Annotated in this window: 14 protein-coding genes and 3 pseudogenes; 9 read left to right on the top strand and 8 right to left on the bottom strand. The window is 40.2% G+C overall.

The features are described from left to right. Window positions 1–583 precede the first annotated feature (583 nt). Window positions 584–1,018 (top strand): SulA-like leucine-rich domain-containing protein, encoded by a 435-nt coding sequence (locus J7338_RS17315; RefSeq protein WP_210798189.1) that lies wholly within the window; start codon window positions 584–586, stop codon window positions 1,016–1,018. A 40-nt stretch (window positions 1,019–1,058) separates the two neighbouring features. Continuing rightward, window positions 1,059–1,538 (top strand): YchJ family protein, encoded by a 480-nt coding sequence (locus J7338_RS17310; RefSeq protein ID WP_210798188.1) that lies wholly within the window; start codon window positions 1,059–1,061, stop codon window positions 1,536–1,538. A gap of 166 nt (window positions 1,539–1,704) precedes the next feature. Here the strand turns inward: J7338_RS17310 and J7338_RS17305 are convergent, their stop codons facing one another. Beyond that, a complete protein-coding gene (locus J7338_RS17305; RefSeq protein ID WP_210798187.1) occupies window positions 1,705–1,923 on the bottom strand; it encodes a DUF6500 family protein in 219 nt (72 codons plus the stop codon). 45 nt (window positions 1,924–1,968) lie between these two features. Continuing rightward, window positions 1,969–2,394 (bottom strand): tetratricopeptide repeat protein, encoded by a 426-nt coding sequence (locus tag J7338_RS17300; protein ID WP_210798186.1) that lies wholly within the window; start codon window positions 2,392–2,394, stop codon window positions 1,969–1,971. 621 nt (window positions 2,395–3,015) lie between these two features. On the opposite strand from J7338_RS17300, the gene J7338_RS17295 reads away from it, so the two are divergent. Further along, window positions 3,016–3,414 carry a YkgJ family cysteine cluster protein gene (locus J7338_RS17295; RefSeq protein ID WP_210798185.1) on the top strand — a complete coding sequence of 133 codons (399 nt, stop codon included), beginning with the start codon at window positions 3,016–3,018 and terminating at the stop codon, window positions 3,412–3,414. Window positions 3,415–3,759: 345 nt separating this feature from the next. Next, window positions 3,760–3,954 (top strand): annotated as a pseudogene (locus tag J7338_RS17290) (DUF3360 family protein); the annotation flags it as partial. 195 nt (window positions 3,955–4,149) lie between these two features. Here the strand turns inward: J7338_RS17290 and J7338_RS17285 are convergent. Then, window positions 4,150–5,022: an MYG1 family protein gene (locus J7338_RS17285; protein ID WP_210798184.1), complete on the bottom strand. Its 873-nt coding sequence runs from the start codon at window positions 5,020–5,022 to the stop codon at window positions 4,150–4,152. 167 nt (window positions 5,023–5,189) lie between these two features. Next, on the bottom strand, window positions 5,190–6,278 hold the full coding sequence (locus J7338_RS17280) for a mechanosensitive ion channel family protein (RefSeq protein ID WP_210798183.1): 1,089 nt from the start codon (window positions 6,276–6,278) through the stop codon (window positions 5,190–5,192). A 182-nt stretch (window positions 6,279–6,460) separates the two neighbouring features. Between J7338_RS17280 and J7338_RS17275 the strand changes: the two genes are divergently transcribed. The 5 genes and pseudogenes from J7338_RS17275 (at window position 6,461) to J7338_RS17255 (ending at window position 11,233) form a co-directional block, all read left to right on the top strand. Next, window positions 6,461–6,643 (top strand): hypothetical protein, encoded by a 183-nt coding sequence (locus tag J7338_RS17275; RefSeq protein WP_210798259.1) that lies wholly within the window; start codon window positions 6,461–6,463, stop codon window positions 6,641–6,643. Between the two features lie 115 nt (window positions 6,644–6,758). Beyond that, window positions 6,759–7,601, top strand: a pseudogene (locus J7338_RS17270) (YihY/virulence factor BrkB family protein); the annotation flags it as partial. A gap of 71 nt (window positions 7,602–7,672) precedes the next feature. Next, window positions 7,673–8,515 (top strand): pirin family protein, encoded by an 843-nt coding sequence (locus J7338_RS17265; RefSeq protein ID WP_210798181.1) that lies wholly within the window; start codon window positions 7,673–7,675, stop codon window positions 8,513–8,515. Between the two features lie 21 nt (window positions 8,516–8,536). Continuing rightward, a complete protein-coding gene (locus J7338_RS17260) occupies window positions 8,537–9,508 on the top strand; it encodes a glutathione S-transferase family protein (RefSeq protein WP_210798180.1) in 972 nt (323 codons plus the stop codon). Between the two features lie 606 nt (window positions 9,509–10,114). Continuing rightward, on the top strand, window positions 10,115–11,233 hold the full coding sequence (locus J7338_RS17255) for a porin (RefSeq protein WP_210798179.1): 1,119 nt from the start codon (window positions 10,115–10,117) through the stop codon (window positions 11,231–11,233). A gap of 105 nt (window positions 11,234–11,338) precedes the next feature. Here the strand turns inward: J7338_RS17255 and J7338_RS17250 are convergent, their stop codons facing one another. From J7338_RS17250 to J7338_RS20850, 4 genes and pseudogenes are all read right to left on the bottom strand, one after another. Beyond that, window positions 11,339–11,491, bottom strand: a complete 153-nt coding sequence (locus J7338_RS17250; RefSeq protein ID WP_228733022.1) for a Tn7 transposase TnsA N-terminal domain-containing protein — start codon at window positions 11,489–11,491, stop codon at window positions 11,339–11,341. An 85-nt stretch (window positions 11,492–11,576) separates the two neighbouring features. After that, window positions 11,577–11,801, bottom strand: coding sequence for a hypothetical protein (locus J7338_RS17245; RefSeq protein WP_210798178.1), 225 nt, complete (start codon window positions 11,799–11,801; stop codon window positions 11,577–11,579). Beyond that, window positions 11,794–11,979 carry a Tse2 family ADP-ribosyltransferase toxin gene (locus tag J7338_RS21145; RefSeq protein ID WP_420875345.1) on the bottom strand — a complete coding sequence of 62 codons (186 nt, stop codon included), beginning with the start codon at window positions 11,977–11,979 and terminating at the stop codon, window positions 11,794–11,796. The genes J7338_RS17245 and J7338_RS21145 overlap by 8 nt, the downstream gene beginning before the upstream one ends. A gap of 43 nt (window positions 11,980–12,022) precedes the next feature. Then, window positions 12,023–12,136, bottom strand: a pseudogene (locus tag J7338_RS20850) (transposase); the annotation flags it as partial.

Raw genomic sequence — 12,136 nt, 5'->3', positions numbered from 1 at the left:
GCATATATTACATACTAAGATAATTTCACCAATAATTACGTTTGTAAACAAGTAATTTAAATAGCTAGGAATTAAGCTTGTTATTTTGCACTAAAGCGGCGGTTGATAATGTTATCGGACAAAATTAGGCCCCAACTCAAAGAAGTAGGAATAAATTTAACTTTTTTCAGTGTCTGGTTATCGCTCAAACTTGCCTTACAAATTTTAAAACTCTGAGTACTGCATTCGCAACATCCCGCATAAATGTAGAGGACTTTTCATGCTGTATTAAATACAAAAACAGATATATTATCGATTCAGAGCTTCTGACTTTAGCAATTTCATGTTTCAGCCTGCTTGTAATTTAACAAGCGAATTCCAACCCTTATGAGAAAAACCCAAATAGGGAATCAAAACACCACCTCTACAGCCCTTGCCACACATGACTCTCTATTCCAGATCTGTGATAAACAATTCCAGAACAACGTGCAAAAGGACAAAAGAGATAAAAATCGTTCAAAAAGATAGCAAAAAAAACTTGCACACGAACACTGTATAAACTACTGTATATAAATACTGTATAAACAACCAGTGAGTGAAACTTATGTTACAGCCAATTACCGTCAGAACAGTTAAAAGCTATCAACAAGATAATTTAAGCGCTTCAGTAAATTTGATTCAGATAGAAGATGAAATTTCTGCAACTTTTGAACTTCTAAAGGTGCTACACCATTACAATAATAAAAACGCATGGACATTACTGATTGCACCGGATCACGTACCAAGTAAAGCTTTACTCGATTCATGTTCTATTGATACCAGTAAACTATTAGTGATCAGGCAAAAGCATCTGGTTAATTTAGAGTATGTACTAAATTCAGCACTACATAACGGTAACTTTGCAGCGGTGATCACCTGGACAGACATTGTGAAAGACAATCAAATAGCTAATCTATCATTAAAGTTAGATCAAGCAAGTGCAAAACTATACTGTTTTACTAAAACCCAACAAGCTACAGAGATAGCATTAGCACAATAAACTGTTAAAATGCCGTTTTTTAATAAAGTGTACTTTAATTATGACCTCACTCACTGACAGTCTTTGCTTATGTGGCAGCGAACAAAGCTATAGCGATTGCTGTGAAAAATTGCACTTAGGCAATAGACAAGCAACAAGCCCAGAGCAACTAATGCGCTCTCGCTTTGTTGCTTATGCTTTAAAAAATGCTAAGTATATTTACCAAACTTATGCGCAAGAAAAACAAGCAGAAAACCCAATCAAAGAAATTGCTGATTTTGCTAATAGTTGCCGCTTTATAAAGTTAACCGTGTTCAGTGCAGATCAGCAAGAGCACACTGGCTGTGTTGAATTTTGTGTTAGCTATTTTTATCAAAACTTGTTTTGCCAACTGCATGAAAAATCAAGCTTCATCAAAGAAGATGGGCAGTGGCGTTATCTCGATGGCGAGATCTTCCCTATTGCAGATATAAAAATTAAACGTAACGATGAGTGCCCATGCGGTAGCGGTAAAAAATATAAAAAATGCCACAACGTGTAACACCGCTTGAGGGTGTAGTTTTACCGTAAATATTTTATAAATAATAATAAATTAAAAAAATCACTACCCAAAGTTATCAATCTAGAAGCGATTAAATCCTCCTAGATTGAACAAATTTTAATACTGAAAGGTCAATCTAGGAGGATTTAACAACACATACACGATATTACAAATTATTTTTAATCATCATTTTAATCGTTTGTGCTTTAACAAAGTGATCTAATTGATGAGTTTGTATCCACCATGTTGCGGCTTCCATTAATAACTCTGGATCATCATTTTTATTTGCAAAAAAAGCATAAAATGACAACCCCACATTGTCGCCTTTGGCTGCTATTTTTTTATCACACACTTTCGTGATTTTAACCCTTAATTCATCGCGCATTAGTATCTTAATCGCCTTTTGTTATGAGCTCTGACAGAGAATCTGTTACACACCATACTGTAAAGTGTTTAATAACTCAGCTATTTCAGCTTTTAATGCTTTGTCTGGGATTTTATTGGCACTAACTTGCGCGGCTTGTAAACAGGCAAGAGCCGCATCAGTTTGGCCAAGTTCAACATGCATGGTTGCCATAGCGTAACCTATAGACGACATATAATCTTTAGCATTAATAACTGTTGCTTTGGCTAACGCCTTTTCATAGATCAACAAAGCACCAGAAAATTCATCGGTAAAATCAGCCAGTGTTTCCCACTGAACAGGATGATCTTTCTCAGTATTTTCGTGTTCAATACACAGTGCTTTTAATCGCTCGTAGAGTGAATCAAAACTCGTTTGATCTTGCTGTTGCGCTGCATTCATTAGCTCACCTGCGAGCCCCAACACTGTCTTATACAGTTTTGTATTCATCATTCTTTCATTACCTTTTGTTATAAATAACCGCCAGTTCAATAGATTGTTTAACGTAATTCGAAACAAGCAATCTATTTAAGGCCAATAATGCGCTATTATAATACACTCTGCGCTGAAATGAATCCTGATAAAGTGCATGCTTGTAATCCGCAGCAAAACTCTGCGTGGGCGTATTATATGGTGCACGTCGATAAACAGTGGTTAACAGTTATTATTTGAATCCCAAGTCAGAGTCGAGCCATACGGGTAAGATAGCCGTCTAGCCACCTAAACATACCATTGCTATATCAAGGTCTGTCAGTCTCTGCAAGTTACTACTATCAAACACTCCTGTTAATGCTAAGCGTCGTCAATTACATCAGTATTTTATTGAATTATTTAACCACCTAGATAGCAATTCACGCACAGTAGAGCCCACTTTACTCGCTCTCAACAGGCACTGAAAAAAGGGCAAGCGATAGCCAGCAAATCGGTAAGTAATTAATTTACAGGGGAGTAATAATTTTCATCGATGTGCCGTATTGAACAAAATTGACCTCTTGCAATAATAATCGGCTGGTTTATCTGCCTTGAGTAACAATTGCTGTATAGTGAGCACACAAGCTTGTAGAAATGTTAATTATGAAAGAATGTAATCAGTGTGGTAAGTGCTGTATTAAATACGGCGATGGCGATCTCAGTGCTACGCAAGAAGAAATTGATCTTTGGGAAATTTTTAACCCTGACATTTTCGCATTTGTTAAAAATGAGCAAATATGGCACGACCCAAATACAGGTGAAAAACTAAGTCGATGCCCTTTTCTTGAACTTGCCCCCAAAGCAGCACCCCATGAAGCAAATAAATACACCTGCAGTATTTACTTAGATAGACCAGAGGATTGTCGTCACTACCCTAGCCTGATCAGCGAAATGGTAAGGGACGAATGTGAAATGATCGAAGTCATTGATTTAGAAAACTACAAAAAAGCACAAACCAAGTTAGATTTAATAATGCAAGACAGCCGCCCTGCTGGTTATTGATTATTAACACTTTATTGCGCTTATTAGACTAAAGGTTTAGAGCCAATTAATTCGCTTTTATCTGCGCCAGAAGCCCATTAACTCCAACTCAGCACGCATACAAAACAAATAAACCACTAATTTTAAATGACAATTTCTATTTACTCATAATGATTTGCTAGTCTGTCGTGCTAAACACCACGCTCGACCTTTGCCTAATCGTAATTGTGACGTACCTGCATTTCTGTACCAACTCTATATTCATAGCTTATATACCCAAACGACCTCAAACTCGCATCTTGAGCTGGTTTGGGTATAAAGCTGTTTTTTTATTTTGAGTAAGCATTTTATGTTGCAGGAGAAGTAATGACAACAACGCAAAAAGATGACGACCTTGAGCATGAACTACAAATTATGCAACCCAAGCTCTGGCGCCCTAACTTACCTTTTCGCGATTACCGTTTCTAATTTGAAGACACAATCCCAGCGATCGCAGGCACTATAGGCAAAGTCGTAATGGTGGGTGCAATTGCCGCCACATTTACAGCACCACTAGGTTTGATTGGTTGTAAAGAGCGCAGCTCAGAGCTCACTCATATGAGCCGCTGGATCATTCCATTAATCATATTTGTGTTATTGACCAGTGTTATGGCCATGGTAGGTATGCTGCTAGGCATTCCTACTCTGCTAGAAAACTTTAGGCATTAATACTAAAACGGGGAAGCCTGCCAATGCTTCCCCTTTTTCAAAACCGTTTTATTCGTCTTGTAACGCCATCGATGCCAGTTTCATAATACTGGTAAATGACTCAGCCCCAGCGATAAACAAACCATTATGGCAAAACATTGCATCATCAATACCCGTTTCAGTTTGAAATTCAACATCCGATAAACCCGCCCATGCTTTTGGCAATGATTTTCTGTCTTCAAATGAGCCTGGCTCCACTGGCACAGTTTGTAAAATCCATTTACCTGAGTGTGATGGATAAACCATGTACAGCGCTTGTTGTGATAACGCATGCACTGTCTTTTTCCACGGTGTATATTGCTCTAGCACAATAACGCGGGGATCATCTGCGCTTTCAATCGCTTTTGCAACAATTGCTTTGGCACTGATACTGCCACTGGCCGAGGCTATAAAGCGTGATAAAATACGCATTGCAAACTCAACCGCTTCATCAAAACAACGATCAAACTCACTTTCTTCTTGCCAGGTTGGATTAAACATAGAAATAGTTTGGCTGAGGCTGATCCCTTGCGACACACCTTCAACATGACCACAATCAATGGCATCAATTGTAGATACTAAGGATGAATCAACAGCTTTAACGATATTTTCATCGTCGTGGCACAGTTGTAAGCCATATTTTTGCCAAATTAAACCGAATGACGAGTATGGAATACCGTTTTCACGTTCACCCGCGCCACCACGTTGATGGTGGTCAAAGCGCCCTGCTGCTGGGTCATATTCACCACCCACATCAATCACAATATCAGCTTGTGCTATCAACTGCGCATCACGAGTACGCACAAGCTTAAATTCAGGAAGAACATGCCTAAGTGCTGCGATACTAAACACATCATCTGCATGAAAATTACCATTGTGGGTTACTACTGTTAAATCATTCATATATTTAGTGTCATTTTTAGAAAAGGAGTAAGAAGACGGCGTAATGTAAACAGCTCAGTGCAAGCACTCTGGGTCAGTCTAAATTACAAGCACAGCAGTATACGCTATCTGCGCTGCTGTCACAAAACAGCACTGCGTTTTTTGCAAAAAACGGTTCAACGCAACTGCTAAATAATATTATCGCCTTGCTCTGGGTCACGTGAGCTATCGGCTTGCCCTCGAATTTCATCAGCATCACTGCTGACATCATCAATATCGGTGTGAGTGGCTGCTAGCTTGGTTTTTTTCTCAGCAGAGGCTGGCTGAGGTTGCTGCTCTTGTGGTTGCTCGGCACTTGGAGCATTTAAGATAATACGTTCTCGTGCATCATCAGGCATACTGATACCGCGTTCAGTAAAATTATTGACCATTTCTCGCATTAACTGTGATGCCACTTTAACAGGACTGTGTTGCTCACTGTTGACCCAAAAATAAATGGTTAAATTGATGGTCGATGAACCCAGTTCACCCAGTAACACTTGCGGGGCTGGATCGTTTAGCACCGCCTCTTGTTGACTCATTAAACTTACGGCAAGTTGTTGCGTCGCACGTATGTCGTTATCGTAGCCTATACCCAACTTAAAATGGCCGCGCATTTTCGGGTTTGCAGTGAGATTTTTAATCACATTTTTATACACTGTCGCATTAGGAATTTGAATATGGTTGCCATCAAAATCAACTAAGGTAGTCGCACGTGCAGTTACTTTTTTAACTACGCCTAAACGACCATCAACTTCAATCACATCATCAATACGAAAAGGCCGCTGTACGCTCAACAGCATGCTTGATATAAAATTCTCAGCAATATCTCTAAATGCAAAGCCTAAAATCAGACCCACTAAGCCAGTGCCACTCATCACCGCTACAGCAAATTCACTTAAGCCTGCTAATCGTAAAAATAAATAAACACCAAACAAAATAATTACAATGCTGATGAAGCGACGAGTGACAACATGCAGTAATCGGCTTTCACTCACATAACTGATGGGCTTAACAAATAAATAAGACAGCGGCCTCGCAAGCAAATAACACACTATAATCGCTACAATTCCCAACGTAAGCGCAGGTAACATTTGCCAAGTACTTTGTAAAAAATGCGCGATCTGTACATTAATTGCTTGCCAAGATACAGGATCGATAGCAACGGGTTCTGCATTAACCTTGAGTGAAGGTAATAAAATAAACAATTGATTTTTAATGATATTGATGATTTCCATATACATACCTAATTGCTGATCAGCTATAAATATTAACTCTAATAGTAAAAATTATTGCAAATAAAACGCCAGTTTAAGCTGGCAAGCACTTTGCACTACTTTGCACTAATGTCTAATGTCTAATGATCTTAATAAATAACCTCTAATAAATAGTGACTAAAAAATCTAAGCAAGGAAAGAATATGACACAGAAACAACGAGGCTTTACGGCTAATAAACCAACAGACATTCCACTGCTTGGCTGGTGGGACATATGTAAACGGGTTTACCACAGCCTGTCGCAAGATAACTTATCATTTGTTGCCGCAGGCGTTGCCTTTTATACCAATCGTGTTAAGTTACTGACCATTTATAGCGACAGATAAATGGAGTGATAACAAGGCGTAAATTTTGACATGTAGTTGTTCTACTTGAAAAAATTATAACGCAGTTAGCGCTTTATTTAGCTCGCTAGAATGGTTAAATATTTAAGTCGATTGGTATTATGCGTTATTGGCTATTTTCCCTGCTCTGGCTGCCTGCGTATCAGTGTATGCTTATTTCACTTCTCCTGCGGATATCAGTGAACACATTAGTAAATTCATTACCTTATTACCACCAAGCAGCCATGAAATCCTTATGCAGCAAGTATCAGAGGTCACTCAACAATCACAGAAAGTGTTGAGTATTAGTGCCGTTGGTACGCTTTTACTAACGGTATGGAGTAGCAGTAAAGGCTGTCAGGCGTTGATCACGGCTTGCAACATTACTTATCATGAGCATACCAAAAGGCAGTTTTTCAAAGCGCTGTTAATACGCTTTTTATTCTCACTTGGCGCTATCTTTGTTGCTGTAGTCGCACTGCTGATCATTGGTATTTTACCTATTGTGATCAATATCGTTGGCCTCAAAGACAGTATTGATACCGTAATCAAGCTACTCACTTGGCCATTACTGGCTGCAACCTTTCATTTTGCATTGGCATTTGTTTATCGTTATGCGCCACATAGAAAACCAGCCAAGTGGCGCTGGGTTACAACGGGCTCAATCATGGCAACAGGGCTTTGGATCATCGCATCATTAGGGTTTTCATATTACGTGTCACAATTTGCTTCATACAATGAAACATATGGCTCTCTTGGTGGCGTGGTGATCATGCTGATGTGGCTGTATATCAGCGCCTATATTATTATTTTTGGCGCAGCCATCAATGCCAGCACGGAACAACAAACTATGCTCGATAGCACCATTGGCCCTGCCCGTGAATCTGGCGAGCGTGGTGCCTTTGTGGCCGATCACTTAACTAAACAACAACGCGAGCATTCTTCTAAATCGAATGAATAATGCTATTTTTACCCATGGTTGTTTAATTTTAATGTGATTAAATGAGCATATACATGATCCGGAGCACAATAATGAAAGTAATTAAACAACTCAATAGCCATGCAACCCAAGATGGTGATGGCGTAAACATCAGCCGTATTCCAGGCTTTGATGGCAACCATTTAGATCCTTTTTTAATGATCGACGAATTAAAATCCGACGACCACAGTGATTTTATGGGCGGCTTTCCGGCGCATCCACATCGAGGAATAGAAACGTTTACCTATATTATTAAAGGTGGCTTTGAGCACCAAGATCAAATGGGCAACAAAAAAGCCATTCGCGCCGGTGATGTACAATGGATGAGCACCGGCTTTGGTGTTATTCACAGCGAAATGCCCCTGGCAGATGCAATTGAGGGCATGCACGGTTTCCAAATTTGGCTCAATATGCCAAGCACTGAAAAGCTCAGAGCACCGAGATATCAAGATACTACCCAGCACCCAGCGCCAGCACATAAAAATAGCCAAGGTACTCAACTAAAAGCGCTAGCTGGCAGCTGGCAATTTGACCAGCATGAGCAAGTTTCAAGCCTGCAAGAGCTGGCAGCAAATAGCATGTTAGCGGATGTAACTGTGCCTGCAGGGGCTGAGTTTACACACCCGCCGCTTAGCCAAACCAAGGTGATGATTTATATTCACAGCGGCTCAATCAACACTGAGCAAGATGGCCCTGTAATGGTAGGCAGCTTACTGATTTTAGAGCCTGGCAGTGATATTAAATTTAATTCCCAAAGCGGCGCTGGGGTACTTATTTTAGCCGGTAACCCGCTTAATGAATCGATTGCCCACATGGGACCATTTGTTATGAATACACAAGCGCAACTCAAAGAAGCAATTAGTGATTATCAAAGCGGTAAATTTGGTACCTTTTAAAACAAAATACAGGAGTCAATTATGGGATTACTAGTCGACGGTAAATGGCAAGACAAATGGTACGACACCGACAAAAGCGACGGTGAGTTTAAACGCGAGTCTGCACAATTACGTAACTGGGTAACCGAAGATGGCAGCGCTGGTCCATCAGGAAAAGTAGGTTTTAAGGCTGAAAAAGGCCGTTATCACTTATATGTTTCATTAGCTTGCCCTTGGGCGCATCGCACTTTGATTTTTAGAAAATTAAAAGGCCTTGAAGACTATATTGATGTATCAGTGGTAAGCCCAGATATGCTTGATAACGGGTGGACATTTGATAAAAGCAATCACAGTACTGGGGATGCGTTATTTGATAAACAATTTATGCATCAAATTTACACACAAAATAAAGCAGATTATTCAGGCCGAGTGACCGTACCCGTTTTGTGGGATAAGCAGCAAAATAAAATTGTGAGCAATGAATCCGCAGAAATCATTCGCATGTTTAATAGCGCGTTTAATCATTTAACAGGCAATGAGCTCGACTTTTACCCCGCTCACTTGCAGGCTCAAATTGATGAAATAAATGAGCTGGTATATAACAACATTAATAACGGTGTATACCGTACAGGGTTTGCAACCACACAAAAAGCCTATGAAGAGGCATTTAATGACTTGTTCAGCGCGCTGGATAAAGTAGAAAGTATTTTACTCAAGCAGCGTTATTTAGTGGGTGACACATTAACTGAAGCAGATTGGCGACTGTTTACCACCTTGATCCGTTTTGATAGCGTGTATGTTGGGCATTTTAAATGTAACCTGCGCACCATCGAATGCTATCCTGCGCTGAGTGAGTATTTACGCGAGCTTTATCAAGTTGACGGGGCAAAAGAAACTGTTGATTTTTATCATATTAAACGGCACTACTATTTTAGTCATACCATGATAAACCCAACAAAAATCGTTCCTAAAGGGCCCTGTATTGATTACTCACGCGAACATAATCGCGGTTAAATGCTAAAAAACCTCAGTTATGCTGGGGTTGTATCACCGTGTGATCAATAACAGCATGTTTAGACTTTATACAACCACGGCTGAGTTTATAACAAACTGATTAAAACAAGGCCGATAAAATCACAGCTTGTAGTAGAGAGCACTTATAACCCATTCAAACTTGTTTTGATAATCTTCAGCTATTCATTTAACCAAGTCACCTATAACCCAAGCCGTGCCCTCTTTCTTACTATCTAGATTTACAAATGTAGCTTTACGAGCTTTACTTAGTAACACTATGCTACCTAAATTAATCCTTTCAGTTTTAGTTGAATACTCCTTACGTGTCATTAGTGAATCTCAACAGAGAGCAACATTTTTAAGGCCTAAAATGTGAAGAAAATCAAAGAAATTATGTTCTAAAACTTTCTTTTTTTCCCCTCTCAGGCTAGATTGATTGTGTTGTCTTGAAAACAAAGTTGGTCTTTAGCCGTAATCAAGGTTCGGGATGACTGTGCCTATCGGCGCAGGATCGACTATCGGCTTGTTCAAGCTATGGTCGGCTAAGTACCAACAAGAAAAGTCGCTAACAGGCTTGGACATATCGAACAAAAACAGGAAGCTTATATGATTAAATACAACAACCGCTGGAACATTTATCCCTTCAAACAGCCTGCTTTAGCAGTCGCTGTTACAATGATTGCTGGCACATTTGCTGCTCAGGCTAATGCTGATATGACATTTGAATCTGAAAGTGGCTGGAAAGCAGGGTTTAATGGTCACATTCCAATTTTTGCGGTAATGGGTAGCTATGATGAACCAACAGAAGAAGATTCGTTCACTGTCACGACAGGTTTTAACCCTGCCACACTGCAAACCAACATCTATGCACCTACTCAGAATGGACTTGAAGTATCAGGGCATTTTCAGATGAACGCAGACATCGCACCAGGCGATGCCGATGTGAACTTCCGCAGTCGGGTATCGGAAATTGTAGTTGCTGGTGATTTTGGTCAGGTAAATATTGGTAAAGGCTTTGGTATCTTTGGCGTTCCTGCCATCGGTGACAACGGTAGCGCTCTGGGTGTTGGCCTGATCGGCGGGCCGGACCAGATCGCAGCTACGGCTGGCCGTATCGGGAACGGCTACTTCTATGCAAACTTCACGCCTCGTGTTATGTATACGTCCAACGATCTGAGTGGTTTTCAGTTTAAAGTAGGTGTGTTCAGCCCGTCGAAGGTTGACGGCGCATCAGATGCAGAGTATTCCACTCCGCGCATTGAAGGTAATGTTGTTTATTCTAGTTATATGTACTCTCTGTGGGCTAGTGCCTTTATCCAGCTTGTGGATTCAAAAACCGGAACATTTAACGACTTCACGATGTCTGGCATCGATTTTGGTGGCTCGGTATCTTGGGATAACCTGAATGTTCGTGCTAACTACTCTATAACGTCTGGTACCGGTAATAGCGTCTTTGCTGCGCGACTGGATCCCAATGAAGAGGATGCAAGCCAGTGGTATATTGAGAGCACTTACACGATCAATCAAACTACCCTAGGTGTCAGCTATGGTGAGGGTGAGGACGATATCAATTCGAGTGCAAACGACACTGATCTGACCATGATCTTCGCCCGTTACGCTGCAACAGATGCTCTAACCCTGTTGGCCGAGTACACCATCCTAGGCACAAACGGCGGACAAGGCGAGTATAACGCCTTTAGTGTAGGTTCACAGTTTACGTTCTAAGGGCCGTTCCCCCACTTTTTATCACCTAGGAAGTGGGAGAATGTTAGGCATACACAGGTCTATCTGTCACCAGTATAAGTCACGCCCATCTTGCTTAGCGATAGCTTACTTTTCAATAAAACGTGCACGAAAGTCTTCGTCAGCAATTTTGCTTTGCGGTTTTACTTCAATAAATTTTTGCGTGCCGTCTGTATGGGTAAGTAAAAAGTCAGGTGTGTAATTTGGATCAATATTCATTACGGGAGGTGAACCGCCCATAGCACTTCCTGTTAATGAAAAGCGCATGATGGGTGGTGTGGGCGCTGGAGGTTAGAGACCTCCGGCTACCCGATTAGTGCTACTTTTATGACTTTAGTAATTTTGATAATGGAATAGGTACATTACCTTTCTTTTCTTCTTGCGCATATAATTCGCATAAACGACTAAGTTCAACTTCGTACATATATTTACACTCTTCAAAATCGTCGCTATCAACAGTATCTGATTGAGATAATAAATCATAATACCGAATAGAATCATCTAAAGACTGAATACATATAGAAATAGTACGTATATCTATATTAACCATAAGATTTTACCTTGATTTTAATTTTTGCATTAAAGGCCAACGTATCTAATGCCGCTAAGAATTCAGATACAGGCATATCAAAATTAGGAGATATTGAATAATGCCAAGATTTCTTTTTAGCAATATAATGATCTTTGGTAATAATTAACTCCTTTGGAACAAGCGTTCCTTTAGGAATAACAATATAATCCCAATTTTTATGACCAAATAAGCCATCAATGCTGAAGGGTTTGTTGCTCGCCCACCGAGCTCCATGCCTGTGCTTGCAGTATAACTTGATGTTTATCGTCATTTATCGCTATCCCGTTGTAGCCTTGGATTGTACCTTTTGACGT

Origin of the sequence: Pseudoalteromonas ostreae (assembly GCF_018069805.1) — a bacterium.
GTDB lineage: Bacteria > Pseudomonadota > Gammaproteobacteria > Enterobacterales > Alteromonadaceae > Pseudoalteromonas > Pseudoalteromonas ostreae.
Note: the sequence above shows the minus strand (reverse complement) of the source record. Positions and strands in the feature narration are given on the sequence as shown.

What these genes read in the sequence shown, in the direction of transcription:
- J7338_RS17250 (WP_228733022.1), bottom strand. Translation starts at nt 11,491, where the DNA reads ATGGGCGGTTCACCTCCCGTAATGAATATTGATCCAAATTACACACCT.
- J7338_RS17255 (WP_210798179.1), top strand. Translation starts at nt 10,115, where the DNA reads ATGATTAAATACAACAACCGCTGGAACATTTATCCCTTCAAACAGCCT.
- J7338_RS17305 (WP_210798187.1), bottom strand. Translation starts at nt 1,923, where the DNA reads ATGCGCGATGAATTAAGGGTTAAAATCACGAAAGTGTGTGATAAAAAA.
- J7338_RS17315 (WP_210798189.1), top strand. Translation starts at nt 584, where the DNA reads ATGTTACAGCCAATTACCGTCAGAACAGTTAAAAGCTATCAACAAGAT.
- J7338_RS17295 (WP_210798185.1), top strand. Translation starts at nt 3,016, where the DNA reads ATGAAAGAATGTAATCAGTGTGGTAAGTGCTGTATTAAATACGGCGAT.
- J7338_RS17245 (WP_210798178.1), bottom strand. Translation starts at nt 11,801, where the DNA reads ATGGTTAATATAGATATACGTACTATTTCTATATGTATTCAGTCTTTA.
- J7338_RS17280 (WP_210798183.1), bottom strand. Translation starts at nt 6,278, where the DNA reads ATGGAAATCATCAATATCATTAAAAATCAATTGTTTATTTTATTACCT.
- J7338_RS17260 (WP_210798180.1), top strand. Translation starts at nt 8,537, where the DNA reads ATGGGATTACTAGTCGACGGTAAATGGCAAGACAAATGGTACGACACC.
- J7338_RS17265 (WP_210798181.1), top strand. Translation starts at nt 7,673, where the DNA reads ATGAAAGTAATTAAACAACTCAATAGCCATGCAACCCAAGATGGTGAT.
- J7338_RS17285 (WP_210798184.1), bottom strand. Translation starts at nt 5,022, where the DNA reads ATGAATGATTTAACAGTAGTAACCCACAATGGTAATTTTCATGCAGAT.
- J7338_RS17310 (WP_210798188.1), top strand. Translation starts at nt 1,059, where the DNA reads ATGACCTCACTCACTGACAGTCTTTGCTTATGTGGCAGCGAACAAAGC.
- J7338_RS17275 (WP_210798259.1), top strand. Translation starts at nt 6,461, where the DNA reads ATGACACAGAAACAACGAGGCTTTACGGCTAATAAACCAACAGACATT.
- J7338_RS17300 (WP_210798186.1), bottom strand. Translation starts at nt 2,394, where the DNA reads ATGATGAATACAAAACTGTATAAGACAGTGTTGGGGCTCGCAGGTGAG.